The sequence below is a fragment of the Lacticaseibacillus sp. YLM2-1 genome (genome assembly GCF_056583465.1).
The window spans coordinates 20,978-41,839 of the sequence record NZ_CM152617.1 but is presented as its reverse complement, the minus strand read 5'-3'; the positions used below and the strand labels follow the sequence as shown (position 1 = coordinate 41,839).

22 protein-coding genes are annotated in these 20,862 nt (G+C 44.8%); 11 read left to right on the top strand and 11 right to left on the bottom strand.

Annotated features, from left to right (window positions below; genetic code table 11):
- The first annotated feature begins 346 nt into the window (after positions 1-346).
- Positions 347-958, top strand: coding sequence for a hypothetical protein (locus tag AC07KQ_RS00215; RefSeq protein ID WP_013245310.1), 612 nt, complete (start codon positions 347-349; stop codon positions 956-958).
- 131 nt (positions 959-1,089) lie between these two features.
- Here AC07KQ_RS00215 and AC07KQ_RS00210 read toward each other — a convergent pair whose 3' ends face one another.
- On the bottom strand, positions 1,090-1,278 hold the full coding sequence (locus tag AC07KQ_RS00210; protein WP_003562548.1) for a hypothetical protein: 189 nt from the start codon (positions 1,276-1,278) through the stop codon (positions 1,090-1,092).
- Between the two features lie 168 nt (positions 1,279-1,446).
- Between AC07KQ_RS00210 and AC07KQ_RS00205 the strand changes: the two genes are divergently transcribed.
- Positions 1,447-1,758 carry a bacteriocin immunity family protein gene (locus AC07KQ_RS00205; RefSeq protein WP_003562546.1) on the top strand — a complete coding sequence of 104 codons (312 nt, stop codon included), beginning with the start codon at positions 1,447-1,449 and terminating at the stop codon, positions 1,756-1,758.
- A gap of 49 nt (positions 1,759-1,807) precedes the next feature.
- Here AC07KQ_RS00205 and AC07KQ_RS00200 read toward each other — a convergent pair whose 3' ends face one another.
- Both AC07KQ_RS00200 and AC07KQ_RS00195 read right to left on the bottom strand, forming a co-directional pair.
- Positions 1,808-2,443 carry a DUF6198 family protein gene (locus AC07KQ_RS00200; RefSeq protein WP_003562544.1) on the bottom strand — a complete coding sequence of 212 codons (636 nt, stop codon included), beginning with the start codon at positions 2,441-2,443 and terminating at the stop codon, positions 1,808-1,810.
- A gap of 194 nt (positions 2,444-2,637) precedes the next feature.
- The gene (locus AC07KQ_RS00195) at positions 2,638-4,080 is read right to left on the bottom strand and encodes a C69 family dipeptidase (protein WP_003562542.1); all 1,443 of its coding nucleotides are present in this window, start codon (positions 4,078-4,080) and stop codon (positions 2,638-2,640) included.
- A gap of 240 nt (positions 4,081-4,320) precedes the next feature.
- Between AC07KQ_RS00195 and AC07KQ_RS00190 the strand changes: the two genes are divergently transcribed.
- On the top strand, positions 4,321-4,680 hold the full coding sequence (locus AC07KQ_RS00190; RefSeq protein WP_003562540.1) for a hypothetical protein: 360 nt from the start codon (positions 4,321-4,323) through the stop codon (positions 4,678-4,680).
- A gap of 75 nt (positions 4,681-4,755) precedes the next feature.
- Positions 4,756-5,100, top strand: a complete 345-nt coding sequence (locus AC07KQ_RS00185) for a hypothetical protein (RefSeq protein ID WP_003562527.1) — start codon at positions 4,756-4,758, stop codon at positions 5,098-5,100.
- 222 nt (positions 5,101-5,322) lie between these two features.
- Here the strand turns inward: AC07KQ_RS00185 and AC07KQ_RS00180 are convergent, their stop codons facing one another.
- On the bottom strand, positions 5,323-6,699 hold the full coding sequence (locus AC07KQ_RS00180) for an Nramp family divalent metal transporter (protein ID WP_003568512.1): 1,377 nt from the start codon (positions 6,697-6,699) through the stop codon (positions 5,323-5,325).
- Positions 6,700-6,927: 228 nt separating this feature from the next.
- Here AC07KQ_RS00180 and AC07KQ_RS00175 point away from each other — a divergent pair, with 228 nt between their 5' ends.
- Positions 6,928-7,566: a TetR/AcrR family transcriptional regulator gene (locus AC07KQ_RS00175; protein WP_003568509.1), complete on the top strand. Its 639-nt coding sequence runs from the start codon at positions 6,928-6,930 to the stop codon at positions 7,564-7,566.
- Between the two features lie 48 nt (positions 7,567-7,614).
- Positions 7,615-8,508, top strand: a complete 894-nt coding sequence (locus AC07KQ_RS00170; protein WP_003568507.1) for a magnesium transporter CorA family protein — start codon at positions 7,615-7,617, stop codon at positions 8,506-8,508.
- A gap of 164 nt (positions 8,509-8,672) precedes the next feature.
- Here AC07KQ_RS00170 and AC07KQ_RS00165 read toward each other — a convergent pair whose 3' ends face one another.
- The 3 genes from AC07KQ_RS00165 to AC07KQ_RS00155 form a co-directional block, all read right to left on the bottom strand.
- The gene (locus AC07KQ_RS00165; protein WP_003568598.1) at positions 8,673-9,350 is read right to left on the bottom strand and encodes a rhomboid family intramembrane serine protease; all 678 of its coding nucleotides are present in this window, start codon (positions 9,348-9,350) and stop codon (positions 8,673-8,675) included.
- Positions 9,351-9,505: 155 nt separating this feature from the next.
- Positions 9,506-9,730, bottom strand: a complete 225-nt coding sequence (locus AC07KQ_RS00160; protein ID WP_003568502.1) for a hypothetical protein — start codon at positions 9,728-9,730, stop codon at positions 9,506-9,508.
- A 339-nt stretch (positions 9,731-10,069) separates the two neighbouring features.
- Positions 10,070-10,675 (bottom strand): TMEM175 family protein, encoded by a 606-nt coding sequence (locus AC07KQ_RS00155; protein ID WP_003568500.1) that lies wholly within the window; start codon positions 10,673-10,675, stop codon positions 10,070-10,072.
- 177 nt (positions 10,676-10,852) lie between these two features.
- Between AC07KQ_RS00155 and AC07KQ_RS00150 the strand changes: the two genes are divergently transcribed.
- The 3 genes from AC07KQ_RS00150 to AC07KQ_RS00140 all read left to right on the top strand — a co-directional run bounded on the left by AC07KQ_RS00150 (position 10,853) and on the right by AC07KQ_RS00140 (position 14,644).
- Entirely contained in the window at positions 10,853-11,626 is a 774-nt protein-coding gene (locus AC07KQ_RS00150) for a sulfite exporter TauE/SafE family protein (RefSeq protein ID WP_003568499.1), read from the top strand.
- A 344-nt stretch (positions 11,627-11,970) separates the two neighbouring features.
- Positions 11,971-14,121, top strand: coding sequence for a glycoside hydrolase domain-containing protein (locus AC07KQ_RS00145; protein ID WP_274991083.1), 2,151 nt, complete (start codon positions 11,971-11,973; stop codon positions 14,119-14,121).
- A 19-nt stretch (positions 14,122-14,140) separates the two neighbouring features.
- Positions 14,141-14,644 carry a hypothetical protein gene (locus tag AC07KQ_RS00140; RefSeq protein WP_003659016.1) on the top strand — a complete coding sequence of 168 codons (504 nt, stop codon included), beginning with the start codon at positions 14,141-14,143 and terminating at the stop codon, positions 14,642-14,644.
- On the opposite strand, the gene AC07KQ_RS00135 is transcribed toward AC07KQ_RS00140, so the two are convergent.
- The 4 genes from AC07KQ_RS00135 to AC07KQ_RS00120 all read right to left on the bottom strand — a co-directional run bounded on the left by AC07KQ_RS00135 (position 14,577) and on the right by AC07KQ_RS00120 (position 17,209).
- Positions 14,577-15,257, bottom strand: a complete 681-nt coding sequence (locus AC07KQ_RS00135; RefSeq protein ID WP_003568543.1) for a hypothetical protein — start codon at positions 15,255-15,257, stop codon at positions 14,577-14,579. The two genes, AC07KQ_RS00140 and AC07KQ_RS00135, sit on opposite strands and share 68 nt — an antisense overlap.
- A 225-nt stretch (positions 15,258-15,482) precedes the next feature.
- Entirely contained in the window at positions 15,483-15,803 is a 321-nt protein-coding gene (locus AC07KQ_RS00130) for a hypothetical protein (protein WP_003568494.1), read from the bottom strand.
- A 4-nt stretch (positions 15,804-15,807) separates the two neighbouring features.
- On the bottom strand, positions 15,808-16,614 hold the full coding sequence (locus AC07KQ_RS00125) for a Cof-type HAD-IIB family hydrolase (RefSeq protein ID WP_003568492.1): 807 nt from the start codon (positions 16,612-16,614) through the stop codon (positions 15,808-15,810).
- Between the two features lie 43 nt (positions 16,615-16,657).
- A complete protein-coding gene (locus AC07KQ_RS00120; protein ID WP_003568490.1) occupies positions 16,658-17,209 on the bottom strand; it encodes a TetR/AcrR family transcriptional regulator in 552 nt (183 codons plus the stop codon).
- A 279-nt stretch (positions 17,210-17,488) separates the two neighbouring features.
- Between AC07KQ_RS00120 and AC07KQ_RS00115 the strand changes: the two genes are divergently transcribed.
- Both AC07KQ_RS00115 and AC07KQ_RS00110 read left to right on the top strand, forming a co-directional pair.
- Positions 17,489-18,190, top strand: a complete 702-nt coding sequence (locus AC07KQ_RS00115; protein WP_003568488.1) for an ABC transporter ATP-binding protein — start codon at positions 17,489-17,491, stop codon at positions 18,188-18,190.
- 12 nt (positions 18,191-18,202) lie between these two features.
- The gene (locus AC07KQ_RS00110) at positions 18,203-20,776 is read left to right on the top strand and encodes an FtsX-like permease family protein (RefSeq protein WP_003568486.1); all 2,574 of its coding nucleotides are present in this window, start codon (positions 18,203-18,205) and stop codon (positions 20,774-20,776) included.
- Positions 20,777-20,862: the final 86 nt, after the last annotated feature.

Here is a 20,862-nt window from a genome sequence, read left to right as displayed (position 1 = left end):
TCCTTTCTCCAGCCGTCTTCTGTACATTAGCTAATGACACGGTGGCATCTCGCTGCCATTCGGCCTGTTCACAATTAAATATTGGGTACATTAAACAAAAGGGCTTCTATTTTGTTGCGTGGGACTTTAGATGCCTCTTAATCTCATACTGACATCAGGTAATACTTGCTTAACGGTATACTAAAGCTTGCAAAAAATCCATACGGTACTTATCAAATTTCATGCGTAGTTAAGCCGTGTTAAGCAATCTTAGCAATCTCACCATTTCGCAAAAGAAACGTTTGTTTTTTCTTGAATCAAGCTATCTAAGATAATAGCCCAAAATCAACATCAGAAATGATTCCTCATGTTGCATCTGATTGTCATATTAGTCATCTTTGCAATTTTCTTTGTGCCAGCACGAATCATTCGAGTCGAAGATGAGAAAGCCATTTCCTTTCAGCAGGAAAGACTTCCGCAGATGACCCGAGAACAAATCTACCACGCGCGTGTTTTTTATAAGAAAACAATTTACGCACAGCATCTGCTACTCAGAATATTGCGAATTATTTCGCTCATCTTCTTGATCATAACGGCGATACTTTTTGTCGGTGCACTAAGTATTCAGTTTGGACTGCTTTTCAATCTCGTTCCTGTTGGCATGACTCGCCTCTGGACCTTAAGCCAATCAGATGGCTCGCGGAATTTGCTGCTGATTTTGGCAAGCATCGTGGGGTCCTTTGGTGTCATGACGTGGTGGTATCAATATTCCCGCTTACTGGCGCTCATTGAAGATGACAGCCATCGACCCGAAGACTTGCTATGGACTTCGCCAACCATCTTGCAGCGACAAAAAGAATGCTACTTGTTTATGCTAGTTATGTTCCTGATGGTGGTGTATGGTTTCACCTTCCTAGCCGTCACCAACGGCATCCCAAGTTCAGTAACGCCGTATTATTTACCCAAGATTTTCTTTTAATCGACTGGTTTACAGTCATCAGCACGAAGATCACGGTAAGTTTAAATTCGATTAACCATGTACTAAAAGAAGGTTCCGCAGCCGACTTGATTGTCTGCGGAACCTTCTTTTAATATGCCATGCTTATAGCCCTATTTGCGTCTTAAATAATGATTACTTTTGAATATCAGATAAACTGGGTACAAAACAGCAAATGCAACGAGTAGGAAAATAAGCACATTGAAAACCCGATCAGATATAAGCTTAGCGATACCCAAAACAGCGATGATTACCACAACTGAAATGAGCACAAGGCGATTCTTACTCGTCATTTTCGTCACAATAATGCCTCCCACCATCTCTGAACGCTTCACACTTTACATATTTATTATATACTAGTACACTCGCGTTGATATAAAGATATGGCTTAATTATTAGCAATGAAATTTCACAATTATTAATATGTTGCACAGATAGTATTGACTACTAAGCGTTAGGAGTGACTGATCATGGTTAGAGGAAAAGCCGAGATTGACGATCAAACCATATTGAGTAACTTATATGATTTCGTTCTGAATCCTGATATTTCAGATCGTGAACGAAAAATTGGACTGATGGCCAAAGCTGATTTAGAAAAGAAACGATATGATGTTGCTGTGGTCAACCAAGTCATTGTGAGTCTGCAACAAGAGGCGATGAAAAACGGCTTAACGCCCACCGCATCAAAATTTTACGACGACTTGGAACCTATTTTGATTAAAATTAAACCATTTGGTACCAATCTGGGAAATATGTTAACTCACAACAGTTATTTAGACTAACTTGTTCGCTTGCTGCTCGCTTCTTTGGTGTCATAACTTTCAGTTGGTATCATCTTTTCGCTTCGCTAGGCTTCACCTTAAAGTTATGTACCAACCGCGGCCAAACATGCTCGTCTGCCCATGCAATGATGATGCCGTTGCCAAGAAATGAGAACAATGTCGCGATGTTGATGCCTAAGAGCTTACCTGTCGCGATCCACGCAATCACGATCACGATGATTGGGGGGATAAAATCGGTAATCTGAGAAGCAGTGGCGTTGCCTTTAAAATAGAGAAATCGCAGGATATTGGTGGTGTCATCGTTTGGATGCATGATGATGTTGGCGCGTTGATAGAGCGAAATCGCCACACAAAAACAGAAGACCCCGAAGCAGGAGACGAAAATGCGTGCCACCATTGGCCAGTTGCCAAGTCCGAGCCATGTGAATAGCCAAGTAAAGACATTGACAAAATAGCTGAAGAACAGTGTATAAATCACTTCGCCGATCAACCGCGGCCAATCCCAGCGCCGAATTAACAACAGATTCGATAGCGCATTCAGCACCCCAAAGGTAAACAGTACCGCGCCAATATTCCACCCTTGCCAGTCATTCAAGTTAATGGCGGCCGCCGTCCATAAGCCACTGCCCATAGCCCCAACAATACAAAGGCCATTTCCGGCAGCGTTCAGAACTAAGCCAACCATCAAACCGATCCAGCGTTCCGTTTTCGTATTTTTAATGCGATGACCTTCTTTCTGTCAATATACTTGTCAAAAGCATATTGCCTATTATAAACGCCCAGCCCCGCTGATGAAAATCCGTCAGTAGGACTGAGCGTTTATTTTTTTGACATACTGCTTCTTTTACCGGTCGCACCTGCGCTAAGTTCGCAGTCCGATTAAAGCTCCCCGCCTTTTTCAAAGCTTGGTGTCATTTTCTCCGCGCGGATGCAAACCAGCTGGTGTAAGAGGTATTGTAGGTCATTCGTGATCGTCGCTGCCGTTTCGGCGTTCAACGCATCATGCCACGCTGGCAGATCTTCTGGTTTGACATCGGCAAAAGCCGCATCCCCTTTGGCCACAGCGGCACGGCCGGCAGCGAAACCAAACTTGCGACTTTCAGATACGGCGAACTCGGCATCCCAGTCATGTTCCGCAAACAACGGATCAGCCACCATAGCGATTAGCTTGTTGAGCCAATAGAAGCTATCGGTTGAACTTTTATCAATCGGCGTGTACTGGAAATTCTCCGGTGTCGTTGTGCAATTGGCGAAAAATGGCACCGGGCTGTTGAAAATATTAACGCCTTCCGCAAGCCAGTGAATGGCAGCGTGACTCTTTGGCATATTTGGCCGAATTTGTAGAATATGCATTTCTTGATTGCGATTCATGCCAATCGGACGATAGCGCCGCCGCGTCTCAGGCGTGCCGGTCTGCCCGTAAGGATCAAAGTCGGTGGCTTGGTAATGACTGCTCAATACCATCGCTACATCTTCGACTGAAATCAAGTGACTCGGGACACGACTAAACGGCATCGTCCGGCTTTCAGGATCTTGATCAATTTCAGGATTCAGCATTTTCTGGGCATACCAAACCCGCGGCGTATTGTAATAATGATCGGCCTGCGTATCTTCACCGAAAATGTCTCGAAAATTGAACCCTTCCTTTGCCTTATTCAAATGATACTTAGCTGCAAAGTCTTCAAGGTCGGCGCTGTACTTATAATGTTCCGGTGCCTGGAAATCAATTTCCTGAATACCAGTTTGATTCGGAGCCAGCACATAACGATCATCAGGAATCCGTTCCGCCGCCCAGTGATGGCCGCCAACTGTTTCAAAATACCAGATTTCGTTAGCATCAGAAAAGGCGATCCCATTACTTTCGCAGGTACCATACTTGGTGACCAACTCGCCCAGGCGTTCGACACCTTCGCGAGCGTTGTGAATATAAGGCAATACCACCGTCAACATGGCCTCTTCACCAATACCGTCCGGCTCAAGCGGGTCCAATCCCAGCATTGTGGTGTTTGTGAACTCAGTTTCAGTTGCACTCATCGCCACATTCTCGCTGTTGATACCAGCTTCACCCCAAGTCCCATGACTTTGATCAGCAACCGGCGTGCAAGTATACTGCAACGGTGTTTGCGGTAAATCCAACTGAAACCCATTGAATGTCGATACGTACCGTTGCGGCTGATCAGCCGGCTGCACAACAATGAAACGCTTCGGATTAATCCCACCGCTAGCATCCTCATTTCGCGCAATCATCGTCGATCCATCAACCGACGCCTTCTTACCAACAAGCAACGCTGTACAACTCAAGTGATTCACAAACTGATCCATAGCCACGCTTCCTTTCAGATGACTTTATGATAGCACTGGTTCGTACTAATGATGCTGAAAAGTAAAAGGGAGAGGCGAACGTGGTAAGTTAGATGGTCATTTTTGGAATGTTTGGCATTTTATGATTTAGTCGATATTGTTGCTTGTTTAAACGTTTGACATGTTGAACATATGGGGATAAAATCGGTCCGTAGCATGAATTATACTTCTGGCTTTTTAGTCGCAAGGGGGAAAATCAAAATGGAATCAAATAATTTAGCGTCTCAGATCACAAAATTTGTTGGAGAAAAGCACCGTATTGTTAAAGCGGAAGAAATTTACACTGCTTTTAAAGAAGAATTTTCTGACGGACAAATCGCTGGCGTATTACGGCGACTTCGGACAACCGGTCGTTTGGTTTCTCCAAAACGTGGATATTACGAAAACACTAAGTCTAGTAATGTTCTGGCAGAGTTAGTCAAAGATATTTCTAACCTAATTCAAAAGTACAATACTTCTGTCCCCATCACCGTTTTCAATGGCCTCAATGCAGCAGACAGAAAAAAGTATACAGAGACACTTGATAAATTAATGGCATGTCAAAAGTCAATTGAGAGCTAAGATCAAATAGCGACTTAGCTTAAGGGGCTTATGAGAAAGATTTAAGCTCATAAAGCTCTCTTTTCGGTTCAAGAAATGGGCGTTTTTTCCTATACTAAACCTTCGTCGAACCAAGTACTTAAACTGATCATCGGCACCATCATTGGCCTCTTCGTGCTCGGTCACCTAACGCCAACACTGGCAGTCAGAACGCAGCTCTTGATGCATGGATACTTTCAAAGTGCCTTTTGCGCGAAGATTGCGCGGTCATCCGAAAATGCTTATGCTCCTGCGTATAGTCATGACAATGATGGCACTGTCTATTACGTTAAGCCTTCACCGGTTTCCCACGAAGAACTCAAAATGACGAGTGCCCGGCCGAATCGTTACGCTGTTCAGACATTTGGTTTGAGCTTTGCCACCATGACTTGGTATAACTGATGTCAATTGAACGCAGGTCCACTCTCCTTCGTGACGGCAATACTTGCTGTTATCACAATGACTATGGCTCTGGTTCAGCCACTATATACTAGGACATCAGCGCCAATAACACTCGCTGCCCTTACGCCGAAATTTGATGAGTCAACTGTCCCCTTTTTAAATAAATCGACACTAAAAGCCGCTCGATCAGCGAATCGAGCGGCTTTTGCTTGCTACAATGACTTATTTAACAAACCCTAACGTCTGCGCAATCAGGTAAAGGTTCAAAATGATCAGGACCCCACTGATGAACCATGCTGTCCACTTCACCCAAGCACGGTTGGCGAACTCACCCATGATTTTTTTATCGCTAGTGTAGAGCACTAGCGGGATGACGGCGAATGGTAATGCGATACTGAGGAAGACCTGCGAGAAGGTCAACAGGTTTTCGATTTTGGCTTCGTTGCCATGGTAGTAAATCGCGAAGATGAGCACTGGGGTCACGGACATGAGCCGAGTCAAAAGTCGTTGGGCCCAGAGCGGCATTTTCAAATGAATGAAGCCTTCCATGATAATCTGACCGGCAAGTGTTCCTGTAATCGTGGAGCTTTGGCCGGATGCGAGCAGCGCAACCGCGAACAACATGGAAAGCATCGGGCTGGCGATCGCACCGACGATCTGAGAATTGCTTAGTGCGTTGAAAAGATCAACGAAGCGGCCAACTGAGCTACTGGTGCCGAAGAACAGCGCTGCGCCCAGAATCAGCAGCAGTGAGTTCACAATGAAGGCCATGGTCAGTTGCAGGTTGGAATCAATGGTGGAGAACTTAATCGCCTTTTTGACTTCTTCGTGCTTCGTGCGATCAATTTTTCGTGTTTGCGAAATCGAGGAGCCGAGGAACAGGTCATGCGGCATCACCGTGGCACCAACAATCCCCAAAGAGAGATAGAGCATTGATTTGTTGGTCACGATATCCGCGTGTGGCAGATAGCCTTTCAGCAGTTCCGGGACATTTGGTTGCGCGAGAATCACTTCATAAGCGAAAACCAATAAGATAACCAGCACTAAGGTCGCAACAACCGCCTCAATCTTACGGAAACCGAGGCGCATGAGCAGTAAGAGGATCAGCACATCAGCGGTCGTGATAATGATGCCGACAATCAGCGGCATGTTGAACAGTAACTTCAAGGCAATGGCAGAGCCAATGATTTCGGCGATATCAGTCGCCATAATCGCAAGTTCTGTAATGACCCAAAGAAAACCGCCCATCGCTTTGCTGGTGTGATCACGTGTCATCTGCGCTAAATCTCTGCCGGTCACAATACCAAGACGAGCCGCCATGGCTTGCAGCAGCATCGCAATCAGACTGGAAATAAGAATGACAGATAGCAAGGAATATTTAAATGAAGCGCCACCGGCAATACTGGTGATCCAGTTACCAGGATCCATATACCCAACGGCAACTAGGATGCCTGGGCCAGTGTAAGCTGCTAAAGTTTTCCAAAAGCCCGCATTGTGCGGTACTTCAACACTGCCATTCACTTCATCAAGACTTTTGCTTGGCGTATCTTCGAAGTGAATAATGTGTTCGCGTTTTGATTTTTTATCTTCTGATGCCATTGTGTGAAGCCCTCTTTCCATTGGCTTGAAATTTGGGTCTAATTTGAGTATTTACTCAACATCGTCCGACATAAATATACACCCTTTTGGATACAGGTCAAGAAAAAGGTTAGGCTTGCTTAACTTATTCGCCAAAATCGCTATTGAGGCAACAGGCTGCGTGCTATAATGGGACCAACTTGTTGACTTTAAGTTTTCACTCAAACCCATGAGAAGGGATCCTGACGTATGGCCAGCTCAGCAGACAACATCTTGCATCAGACGCAACTTTTTACCAATTTCACCGCTAAGCAGAAACTCATCATCATTGCGGCCATTGAGGTTTTTGCTGAAAAAGGATACGCCGCGGCCAGTACCAAAGAAATTGCTTTGCGAGCTGGGGTGGCCGAGGGGAATATTTACAGCCGCTTTACCAATAAACGCGGCTTGCTCAATGCCATCATCGCACCGGTGCTGAGTCAAATGTTCCCTGATGAGTTGGACGATTTCATTAAGTCTCGCCTCCATCAGGACTATGTCTCATTGGAAACTTTCTTGACGGTGTTAATAAAGGATCGCGTGACTTTTTTAAAAGATAATGCCCAGATCATCAAAATTGTACTGTCGGAATTACTGAATGATACGCAGGTGCGGGCTCAGGTCGTTGATGGTTTCACCACCCAATATTGGGAATCCATGACACATGACCTGAACGCGATGGTAAAGCGCGGTTTGATTGTTGATTGGCCGCTTGAAGATATTCTGCGAACAATGTGGTCGATGACCGGTGGCTTGATTTTAGGCTTCTTGTATTTTGACCAACCTTTGGACGCCAATACCGTCAATCACGCGATCACCGCCGCTATCAAGGCCTTATCGCCGAACTAGCCACCTGCTACTTACCGCTCACTTCTGTTTTGAAAAGGACTTTTGCTAATGCCAACCCCTACTGAAACCTGGCGTCCGGTCACGCGCGACGATGCGTCAGGACTGACACAATTACAAATTGATTTTGGTATCACCGATGAAATGCTGGGATACGCCCGTGACGATTACGAGCAACCGCATATGGAATACGATGCAGAGAGTGATACTTTTCTGCTGATTTATAATGTGCCTAGCGATAAACCTGATACCGATGGCTATCTTTCTGAACCCATGGCTTTTCTCGTCACCGATGACCGCCTCATCACAGTTGGCAGCCATGATGTGAACAATACCAATGCCGCCATCGCCAAAACAGTTGCGCGATTTGGCAGCGAATCGGTGTACAGCCTTTTGTGGCAATGCCTGCTTGCTATCACCGATAATTTTGTCACACTGGTGAAGCAGCAAGACGCCACTCGTCGTCAAATTGCCACACGCTTACGTGAACACACGACCAAAAAAGACTTGTTGAAAATCGCCGAACTTGCCTTGAGCGCTGATTTTTTGGTTCGAGCAACAATCCAAAATGCTGCTGTTTTGAAACAGATCCACGCGTCAACCCGTGTGCCTGGCATCACTGGCACACAAGGGGAACAACTGGAGGATGTCATCATTGAAGCCGATCAGATTGCGGAAATGATGAACTTATCTTCCCACACCTTGGATCACTTAACGGACAGCTACAACACCGTTTTGAATAATAACTTGAATGACATCATGCGGTTCATGACAGTATGGTCGATTTTGCTCACCGTGCCGACCATCGTTTCCGGCTTTTTTGGCATGAACGTGCCCCTGCCTTTCGCCCACGAACCACTCGGCTGGATTATCACGATTATCATCGCGGCCATCTTGTGGATCGCATTGGGATTACTGCTTAATCGGTACATTCGGAAAAATTGAACAATCTAGGCAAAAGGTTTCCTGCCGTGCCGAATGCCGCACTCTTTCTAATTTTCACTGCATTTATTCATCATACAGCCAACAATCACAAAACATGAGTACTACCAGAACATTCGGAAGACAATCAAGCCACGTCCACTATTATGATCTAATTAGCTGATCGGCTAGGACATGTATGAAAAGATTTTCTTCCTATTTCTTAGGATTAAGATTATTAATACACAAAGAAGACCAGCAAGAAACCCGCATGAATGCGCAATTTGCACAACCACTTCAGTATCTGATGCGTCTGGATTAGGCCAAAAGCCAACTATGAAGTAGTAAAGAAACGAGCCAAGTAAAACAAACTTCGTCATTAAAGAAAATGCCGGTTTCTTTATTAATAAAGCAATTATAGCCATTGGAAATAAACCATACACTGACATTGATGCCCCATAAAATGAATAAATGTACGTTCCTATTCCAAAGGTTGACTGAATAAATCCACCAAACCCAAAGGAAAATAAAAGAACTCCGATCCAACTAGAAAGAAAGAAGCTTGTTACCAGAGCAAAGCTTCCTGTCTTCCATTCAATGAATGGTCCAAGAACAATGATGGCAAGCATGTTTTTCAGTAAATGTTCCCATTCATAGTGGTAAACTGTGCTCGTTATAATGCGCCAGAATTCTCCTCTTAAAACTGATGGTATGTCTCCTAAAAAATTACCCGTTGGAATTAAAAACGTATATGCCAAAACCGAATAAAGCAAATAACAAGATAGCAAAATAAAGCAGATAAGAAACGTCCCTCTGGCTCCCAAAACTATGGATAAAAGATTCGAGTTTCTCAACTTCAAAAGCATAAATTTTAACCTCTTCCTCGTCCAAATCAAAGCTGGGATGTTGTGGCCGAATTGATTCACCAAAAAGTATTCAAAAAGGCGGATTTAAGAGTGCGATCCGCCTTTTTAGCTCATAGATCTAGTTTTTGTTTAGCTGTCGCTTGGCATTTAGAAGACTAGTTTGTCGCGTAATTACGACCAGCAATCCTGTACTGATATGCATCACCATAATATGGTGTAGCCTTCGGTCCCGGAAGATCTGCTGGCTTTAATGGAAAAGCACCGCCGCCAGCATTACTGCCGCCATCAGTGGGGGTTAAGAGACCACCTACTGTTTTCAGAAGAATATCGTCTTTGGTAATGGTACTAGTCCCTAAATTATGCATGTTAACTTTTTTCATGTAAGTCCTCCGTTCTCGTGACCGTAGTGATAAATCAACAACAAACTCATGAGTGTAGCATTAATATATAGTGGCAATCTTCAGAAGTCAAGGAAAGTAGTCCTTTTAAGTTAAAAAAGCCACTTATTGATCATTTGATGTATTATATAATTTCTAAAAATATCATTATGATATAAAAATAATGACTATTTCAAAAAAGTACTTTGTAAATTCTGATCCATTTATCAAGCATTATCCTTTAACTGGTAAAGTGCTTAAATTCTCAAAGAGATCTCGCTATTCATTTCAGAACCTGGTTATTCAGGCAATCACATTGCATTCAAATCATTCAGTCGCTGCTCATTTTACTTTGCTTTGGCGCTGAAGCCGGCGTCCAATTGTATTATTCAAGGTTCGTGCGCCTAAACCGAGGGCAATCACAACAAGAATCCACTTCGGCAGCAGCAAGCCCACAAGAATGTAAACAACGGCAACGAGCACCATGAGTGATACCGCGCGATATTCCTCCCAATCATGGGCATTTAGGTTTTCCTTTTTTGGTTGTTCGCCAATGACGGATCGGAACAAAATAAATTGAAACAAATCGACCATAAAAATAATGATGGCAAATAATGTTGCACTGATCCGACTGCCTGGATGGTCACCGATGAAACTGGTCGCAAACGGCACTAAACAGATGAACACAAGATAGAAAAAATTTAATACTAAGAAATTAGTGCTCGGTTGCGTAACGGTATGTAGTAGTTCTTGGTGAAATGTCCAGTATTGGCCGACCACCGCAAAACTGATAAAGTAAATGACGACAGAGAAACCAGTCGCATAAAGATCTGCTATGGTCAGTGTTTTAGGCACCTTAATGTCCAACACCATTAATGTCAGCACAACCGCAAAAACGCCGTCAGAAATGGCATCAAGTCGGCTCTTACTATTTTCAAACATGTGCATCTGTCCCTTCTTCGCTTTTTATCATAACCCCAAATGACGGTGCTTTAGCGTATGATTGACCTATCAACGTTCGCCAGCGTAAAAAAACTGTGAGTGCCCCATGGTCACAGTACGACCTGACACATGGCATTTCTAGATGCGCTAGATGACGTCCATTCAAATTCTTGGAGGAGCAATATGAATTTTTCGATCTTTGCCTTTCTACTGATTGCCGGGATCGGTGCTGGGTTAACGTCTACTTTAGCTGGCTTGGCTTCACTGGTTTCGTACCCCGCCTTGCTTGCAATTGGCGTGCCGCCGGTCATTGCTAACGTCACAAATACCGCGGCACTCGTTTTCACTGGGGTTGGCTCGGCTGTATCCTCACTGCCAGAGCTCCGTGGCCGCGGTAAATTTCTCTGGCGGCTGATCTTACTGGTATCACTTGGTAGTATTTTTGGCAGTGCCTTGTTGCTGATCGCCCCGGCAGCCACATTTGAAAAAGTTGTGCCTTTCTTCATCATTGCCGCGGGCCTGTTACTACTCTTCAGCGGCCGACTGCCCACGCAAGAACATCGTCCCGGAGAACCTGCACGCACCTTAACATTTGGACAAGAAGCCGCTCAAACCATCGTCATTTTTGTTACTGGCGCCTATGCTGGCTATTTCGGGGCCGCTGCGGGTGTGGTCATGCTGGCAACCTTAACCTTGACCGTTGATCAACCATTCATCATCTCCAATTCTATGAAGAATCTGACCGGATTCGCCGCCAATGCCATCGCCACCGTCATCTACGCCTTCACCACCAAAATTGAATGGCTCATGGTCATCCCGCTTGGTATCGGTCTGTTCATCGGTGGCTATATCGGCCCCATCATCGCCCGCCGCCTGCCGGTCCAACTGTTGCGATTCATCATCGCAGCCTTAGCCTTTTTGTTAGCAGCTAAGTTATTTGCGCAGGCTTATCTTTAGGAATAGGTCAAAAAATGGGATTATTTATTTTTGTCCCTTCGAAACAGCCGATTCCCTGGCGAATTGGTATAGAACCCATAAAGTGAAAGGCTCGGTAGATGCTTGTATATCTGCCGAGCCTTTTTGATGACCCACTCTATTTCAATATTTTTAGCAATTCACAGCAATTTTTTACAAAGCCTTTCCGAGATAATATCGAGCGTCAAGAGCAGACGGTCTTCCTCCCAAAAACAAAAACATTTCCTTGCAAAAAAGAATGCAATGGATGTAGAACGATACCGAACACATGTTCGTTATACTGCAACAGACGTGTTGCACACATTGATAATAAAGGAGACTTTAAAATGGCAGATGAAGCAGTACGAGCCGTTCAAAAATGGCTCAACAAAACGTATGGTAGTGTTCCTGGCTTTGTCGCAGCTCCAGAAAACGGACAAACAGGTTGGCCAACAATTTATAGCCTGAGAATGGGATTACAGCACGAAATCGGTATTAGTGCTATTGGTGAAGGCTTTGGCGATACGACCAAAAATGCTTTAGCACCTGTTGTAGGTAGTCTGAAACCAGGATATAAGGGGAACATTGCTCAACTCATTCAAGGGGCTTTCTGGTGCAAAGGAATTAGTCCAGTAGACTTTAATAATGAGTTCACGAATAATACCCTTAATGCTGTTAAAGAACTTCAGCAAGATGCTGGCATTGCGGCTGATGGCTCTGTGACAGTGGCATTTATGGCGGCTTTGTTTGACATGGCAGCTTTCGTCTTAGTTTCAAGCGGCGATGCTAAGGTTCGAACCATGCAGCAAGCGCTCAACCGTAAATTCTCTGGGGAATTACAAGAATTGATGCCGTGTGATGGAATTTATCAACGAGCAACCAATACAGCGTTGATTTATGCCTTACAACGAGCAATCGGTATGAGTTCTGCGCAAGCAAATGGTAACTATGGTCCAGGGACAATTGCCGCTACACCTACTGTTAATCAGGGAGCCAATAGCGACGTTGTCCAGGTCATCCAATACGGCTTGTATGTGAACGGCTTTTATACAGGGGCATTTGATGGCTATTTTAGTTCAGACGTAGCAACGGCAGTGGTAGCTTTTCGAAAGTTTATGAATTTACCGCCATTTAATAGCACAGCTGACCTAACCGTCATCAAAGGATTGTTGACTAGCAACGGCAATACTAATCGTGATTCAAATACTTTTGATACAGCAACTCAATTAAGTGCTGCACAGGCAAAACAACTAAAGCAATTCGATTTTTCAATAGTTGCTCGTTATCTAACTGGCAGCGTTGGTGCAGGGGCTGCCGAACGTGATAAATACTTGACTTCCACGGAACTTGCAAATCTTACTGAGGCTGGACTAAAAGTTGTGCCAATATATGAAGATGGTGGCTATGAGCTTGATTACTTTAGTCTACAGCAGGGAATTCATGACGGATTTGTTGCAAGTAGTACTGCTGCTAAGTTAGGGTTTCCGGCTGCAACTACGATTTACTTTGCAGTTGATGTGGATGTTCAAAGTGGCGATATAGATGGCACAATTATTCCTTATTTCCGTGGTATTAGCCAAGCTATGAACAATAGTATTTTCAAAATTGGAATATATGGAACACGGAATGTATGTAATCGGGTAACCGCTGCATCTGGAACCAATATTCTTTATTCCTACGTCGCTGATATGTCATATGGCTGGAGCGGAAACCTAGGTTTTAAAATGCCCAAAAATTGGGCCTTTGATCAGTTTGTGGAATACTCAGCTGCAGGTGTTGATATTGACCAAGTAGCTTCTTCAGGGAAAGACCAAGGAAGTGGAACTTTTAAAGTAGATCCTAACGCAGTACGCCTTGAATTTGCCCGCACCATAATTAATAATGCCTATCAGTTAAAACCATTACAACCAGATATTCCGACCTTAGAGGTTGATGGCCCTGAAATTCATGTGTCAACTATTTTGGCAGAGTTTTATATTAAACTATCAAGTACTTTTGCGAGCAACGACAGTGGGGCTCCACTAGGTTTTACAATTTCTAATGGCAAATTAGGCACTCAAGTACAATCTGAGATCGATAAATTCAAAGAGGCGCACGAAGCTGCAAGGAATTTTGACTTTACGGCTTTGCTTGGTACACTGGGGCCAATGATTGGCAATGGAAATCTAAAGGTTGGAATGTCAACTAAAAATGGAATGTTGGGGTTTAAAGTGGTCTGTGAGTCTACAACAACAGTTGTTACTAACGGCCAACAGGAAAATGTTACAACCTCATTGAGTATTGAGATATACACTAAACCAAATGGATTGGGGATCCCAGCTGAGGATTATAAACCAATTTATGTTCCCGTTTCTGAACATGAACCAAACCTGGAGTGGATTCCTTGGGCGGCAGGAGCTGTTGTATTAATAGCAACAATTATTATGGCTCCAGAAGTAGCGGCTACGCTTGTTGGAACGGCTGCTAAACTATTACCAGCGACATTCATTGCTGCTTAGCTTTTAAGGAGGTGATTAATTGGAGTTGTTACAATTAATGCTTGGTGTGCTTGGATTCACAGTGTTATTAAGTTCTCTTTTTTTAACAACACTGGTACGGCGACAAGCTGCGCATCAAAAGCGTAGTGAAGCCTATATAGAAGTAGCTAAATATCTGGGTGAAAATCCAACTTTATTTAAGAAGGTAAACCAATTGGTCAAATTGGAAAGCACAACAAAGATTTTATCATTGGTGTTTTTCTTAGGCGGCTGGATAGTCTATTCAATAAACGATTTTCTGATAATTTCTTTGGACGACAGTGTCCGTGTAATGATTTTGTGGACATCAATTGTCTTGTTTGTTATTTTAACCATTGTGCAGATGATGCTAGAATTTCGGCACAAAAAATTGTTGGCTTCTCCTTTGTCTAATATTTCTCTAGTGGAGAATACTGCAGGAGAGAAACGCTGGATTCTCAGCAAGATACTGTTAATGATTGGGACTGCGATATTGACAACATGGCTACAGCTTGTGGCTCAATGATTACTAACTGATAAACCTTCAAAAATTGATCCGTTAGATTATACTCTAACGGATCGTTCAAAAGCATCCTAAAACAAGGCTTAAAATCTGATTCAAAGAAAACTAAATTAATGATACCTAGATTTAGTATTCTCAAGCCAATTGAAGGTGTTTGCCCTTCAAAAAATTCCCTTATTGTTTTAGAAATCTCTTCTGTCTTTTTTAAAAGTTGGTACTCCTTCATCTGGAGCATCAACTTTTTTTGGTTGATTACATAGGATACAATGCCCAAAACAATAGTAAAGGAGAAGACGCCAATAGCCAACAATGAATTGTCTATCGTACCGGTGGAAATAGTTTCTGTAAGAATGATCATAAGGAAGCCTAACGTAGCAACGGCACTTAAAGCGTAACCAACTAGAACGATCTTTGCCCAATGTGCCAACACACTTATTTGAGGATTGCTGCTTTCTCCAAATCGATAAGGGCTGGTAGCATCACTCTTAAAAGCCCGCCTTAAACTCATAGGATCGTATTTAAACCTATATCTTAAGTAATACGTATAAGCTGACAAACCGAGACTTACAAAAAGTAATGAAAAGATCACAACAATCCAATTCGCTGCCAAAGTCACATTTTTCACTCACTTTTCATTAGATTTCTAACATCTGAAGGCATTGTATGATTCAGTTCTTTTAAAAAGACAAATAACAACCGACAATCATAAAAAACAATGAGGCTGTTGAACCAAAATTTTTAGAAGTTGTCTAAGGTTCTTCTGCCCATTATGTATGATCTATCAGCAACTAGCTACCAAAAAACTTGATTCAACAACCAACCTTTTATCTGATTTCGCTACTCAGAACAGCCACACCGCTAACCCAAACAAAACAAGATGGACCAGTAATCTGATGATGTGATGATTCACATGCGGTTTACCGTATACCGCAACGCCATTGAACCATGTCACCGCGGACAAAGCCAATAACCCAATCAATAAAACGGTGAGCGCACTGAACTTATCAGGAATAATTGCCGCAGTCATCACTAAGGCCGCAGCTAAGGCCGTCAGTTGGTCTAAACGAATATCCCCTTGCTTTTTCTGCCATGCTTGCCACGCTGTTAATAACATCAAAAAGCCGTATACACCAATTGCCACACGTATTGAGATAACTGCCATTAGCCTAGCCTTCTTGCGCTTGTAACACCTGATCCATCACATGCAAGACGCCGAATTCATCGTTACTCCGCGTGCGATATTTGGCATGTTGCGCCATGCCTTGCGTTGCATTGGCCATGATGTAACTGTAGCCAACCGTTTCGAGCATTGGAATATCATTATCATAATCGCCAAACGCCATCATTTGTGTCGTAGGAATATCAAAATGACGACTCAGAATTCGCATGCCGCGGCCCTTGTTCACGCCGAGGTTCTGAATGTCTAGCCAAGTTTCACCGCTGACTTGAACGGTATAATCCTTGCCAAATACTGGGCGGAAATAACGTTCGGAATTTTTGCGGCTGTCTTTATTTGGAAAATAAATCGTCACCTTATCAACTGCCAGCGACTGCGTTAACAAATCCGGCACCTTTTTCAATTGGTGATAAAACGGCAAAAGAGCTGGTGAATATTGGGCATCAGTAGCATTAATGTAGGCGGCATCCAAGGCACACAGGACAGGAACACCGTCTGTTTTCGTCATGATAAATTGCACGATCTCACGATATTTTTCCTCGGGAATCAGGCTTTTACCAATTAATTGACCGTGCGAATAAACAAGGCCGCCGTTATCGCAGACCATCGAAATTCGGTCACTAAAGTGTGGGAAAGTTTCCTGTAGCGTATAAAGCGGCCGCCCACTGGCCACGGCAAACTCAATCCCAGCCTCGCCAAGACGATGAAGATAGCGATCAAAGTGCGGCGGCAAGGTCCCTGCACTTGTCAGTAAAGTCTGGTCCATGTCACTCGCAATTAATTTTACATTCTGCATGCTAATTCCCCTATATTATTTGTCTAATTTCACTTGCTATAATTTAATGCGGTGCGCCTTTAGTCACGACATTTTCGATCACCGCCGCAATCTGTTCAGAACGCTCAACCGTGCCATTTTTCAACCATTTTGTCAGCACGCCAATTGCCCCGTCAATGAAGAACGCGTAGTAGTAAGTGAGAACACTTTTGTCGGTCTCACCATACCACGATTGATAGCTGGTTTCTGTTTTTTGTCGAATTGGATCCGTTATCTTCTTCAACACCACGCTATCAGGATTATTCAAAATAATCGCTGCTGCTTGCGGCTGATTGGCAATGACATTTAAAATCGGCACCAACCATGTGGCCATATCGTTTATTTTAACCGTTAGATAAGGCCGAATTGCCTCGACCAAATCCATTTCAATGCGTTCGAACAAATCGCGTGGAGATTGAAAATGTAAGTAAAACGTCCCGCGATTCAAATCTGCCTGTCGACAAAGCTCAGTCACCGTGACCTCGTCCAACGGTTTCGTCGCCAAAATATGCAACAAAGCGTCTTTAAATCGGTCCATCGTATACTGAACCCGCCGATTATCCTTCGTCCCCGACATCGTCATCCTCCGAACATCATTTGAACAAGTTGTCCATTTAAAAACAAAACGACCATTTCTGTCCTTGAACGGCCGGTTTAAATCTAACATAATGTTATGAAATGGACAATGTGTTGAAGAGCGTGAACAGGCGCGGTTAGAAACCGGAATGTAAGTGGCCTCAGGCGTGATGGCCGGGCTTTGGCCATTGCGCCTGAGGTCCTTATGTGCAGGTTTCTGGGCCTGTGAACGCGTCTAAGAACTTCACACATTGCTCACCATCCACGCTAGGAGGCAATCATGGCATATATCGAAGTCAAACATGAATCAAAACGTTACAAAATGGGCGAAACCATCATTACAGCAAATAACGACATTAATTTTACGGCTGATCAAGGCAAATTAACCGTGATTCTTGGTCCCAGCGGTGCCGGTAAATCAACCTTGCTCAATATCCTCGGTGGCATGGACTCCCCCACTGAAGGCGAGGTATGGATTGACGGCACCGATATTGCGACTTTTTCTGATCGTCAACTGACCGCTTTTCGCCGGCATAATGTTGGCTTCGTGTTCCAGTTTTACAATCTGATTCCGAACCTGACAACAAGGGAAAATGTTGAACTGGCTGGCTCAATTGTCAAAGATGCCTTGGATCCGACAACCGTTTTAAAGCAAGTCGGCCTAGGTGCGCGACTAGATAATTTTCCGTCACAGCTGTCTGGCGGTGAGCAACAACGGGTGGCCATTGCTCGGGCGTTGGCGAAAAACCCGAAGCTGCTGCTTTGTGATGAACCAACTGGTGCCTTGGATTATCGAACCGGCAAACAAGTCTTGCAGTTGTTACAGGATGCCAGTCGTAAAGATCATAAAACCGTCATGATCATTACCCATAATGCAGCGATTGCCAAAATGGCTGACCGGATCATCGAAATTAATGATGCGCAGGTTCGCAGTATTCATGATGAACCGCAGCCAACGCCTGTCGCAGACATTGAGTGGTAGGTGAGTAACGTCATGAAACCACTAACTAAAAATCTTTGGCGTAACATTCGCGACTCTTTGGGCCGGTTTATCGCCATTGTCATTATTATCATGCTAGGTGTCCTGCTGTTCGTCGGCGTCAAGGCCACGGGGCCGGCACTTAAGGATTCTCTAAACACCACAGTGAAAGCCGATCATCTGGCTGATAGTCAGTTGCTGGCAACGACTGGTGTCAGTAAGGCTCAAGTTAAAGCCGCTGAATCAGTTAGCGGCGTGCAGGCAGAAGCCGTCAAGTTTAAGTATGTCATCGGCGGCCGCGCCAGCGATGTTGTTGCCCTTTACGGCTATCAAAAAGGGACAACCATCAATCGACTGCATCTCACCAGCGGACAGCTGCCAACGCAAGCCAATCAGATTGTCCTCGACACGGCAGCTAAAAAAAGCGGCTATCAACTTGGTCAAACTTACACCTTCACCGGCGGCAGCAAGCTTGCTCGACGTACTTTTAAAATTAGCGGTTTTGCTGATTCGCCAGCCTACATCGAAGACACTAGTCGTGGGTCAGCGAATATCGGTGATGGCACCGTGCGTTATTTTGCCTACATCCCAGCAAGTCAGATGAAGATGCCGGTCGCCTCGCAGCTCAACATTCGCTTCCCAGCTTTGCAAACACGCGATACCTTCAGCAACCGTTACAAGGACGCCGTTGCCACAAAAATGAAATTGGTGAAACAGCGCGTGAAGGCGCAAGGCGAAAAGGATCTGCGAGCAGCAGTATATGCCAACATTGTCAAAACCGCTACGGCCAAAGCTCAAGCACAATTAGCGGCGTCAGGCACGCCGGCAGCCGCCGTTGCCGCAGCTGCCGATCAAGCTATCAAGCCGCAACTATCAACCTTTCAGCAACAGGCCACTGTCACAGCTCGCAAACAACTGTCAACCAGCCTCACATGGCAAACTCGGGAAGATCTGCCTGGCTTTGGCGATTACGGCGGTTCTGCTGATCGAATTGCCGCCATTGCCAATGTTTTCCCAGTTTTCTTCTTTCTTGTCGCTGCGCTGATTACTTTCACCACGGTCAGTCGCATGGTCGAAGAAGCCCGCGCGCAAATCGGCACATTCAAGGCGCTTGGTTACGGCAAATGGGCGATTGCGCGCAATTACCTCGCCTATGCTGCCTTAGCTGGTTTATTAGGTGGGATCATCGGGGTTTTTGCTGGCAACTTGAGCATTCCGCGCATTGTCTTGAGCTTGTATAAAAATTACATTCCGCTCCAACAAGTCGTCTCCTTGCAATGGCCGTTGATCGCCTTGTCATTGTTATTGGCGCTGATCGCAACATTAGGGGCCGCCGCCATTGTGGTCCGCAATGAACTAACCGAAAAGCCGGCTGCCTTGATGCGGCCGCGAGCACCGAAATCAGCCAAACGCATTTTGCTGGAGCGGATCACGCCGCTTTGGTCGCGTCTGTCTTTTAACCAAAAAGTCAGCTATCGTAATCTTTTCCGATACAAATCACGGCTGGTGATGACCATTCTTGGGATTGCTGGCGGCACCGCCTTGATCCTCACCGGGTTTGGCATCAAAGACTCAATCACTGCTACTGGTGTTCAACAGTATGGTGATGTCATCCATTATCAAGCCATTGTGCGATTGGCTGATGGCAAAAAGCCAGCTGCGGCCCGCGACATTCTGGCTAAAAGCAAAGCTTATCGCAGCGCGGGCACGGTTAGCGGCGCGGTGGCTAAGCTCAGTGCTAAAGGCCATAGCCTGAGCGATGTTAATTTGTTTGCCCCAGCAAACGGCAACGATCTTGAACCTTATGTCAGTCTCCGTTCAACGGCGTCAAATCGCAAACTGACCTTGCCGCGCCACGGTATCGTGATCACCAGCAAACTGGCTAAGGCACTCAACGTGACAACGGGCGATACCCTTAAAGTCGCCACAACTAATGGTCAGAGCAAGCGATTCACAATTAAAGGCATTGCTAAGAATTACGTTGGCCATTTTGGCTATCTCTCCAACACCGCTTATCACCAGCTCGCTGGTAATAGTGCGAAACCAAACACCTTGCTAGTCCGCTTGCAGCCCCAAAGCAGCAAACAAAATGATCGACTCGCTAAGCAATTGCTCAATCATCACGCGATTGTCGGGATTAGTTTCACGACGACAGCAAAGAAAACGTTAAGCAATATGAGCGGTATGTTAGATCCTATTGTTTTGATTTTTATTCTGCTCAGTGCGGTTTTGTCATTCGTGGTCTTGTACAATCTGAATAACATCAACGTTTCGGAACGCATTCGGGAACTATCCACAATCAAGGTGCTGGGCTTTTTCGATCGCGAGGTCACCATGTACATCAGTCGCGAGAGCATTGTGTTGACAGTGATCGGCATCGTGTTCGGCTATCTGCTCGGCAATTTGCTGACAGCCTACATTTTGTATCAAGCCGAAACCGAGGCCGTGGTTTTCCCACTCACGATCAGCATTGTCGGCTACCTCACGGCCACGTTACTCATGTTGGCCTTCACCGGCGTCGTCACCTGGCTCACGCATCGTCGACTCCAACGGGTGGACATGGTCGAAGCCCTGAAATCAAACGAATAACTTACAATTTTGTCAGGCAGCGTCGTCACGGCGCTGCTTTTTTCATACAAAATTCATCAAAAATTGGGATTAAAAACGTTCATGAT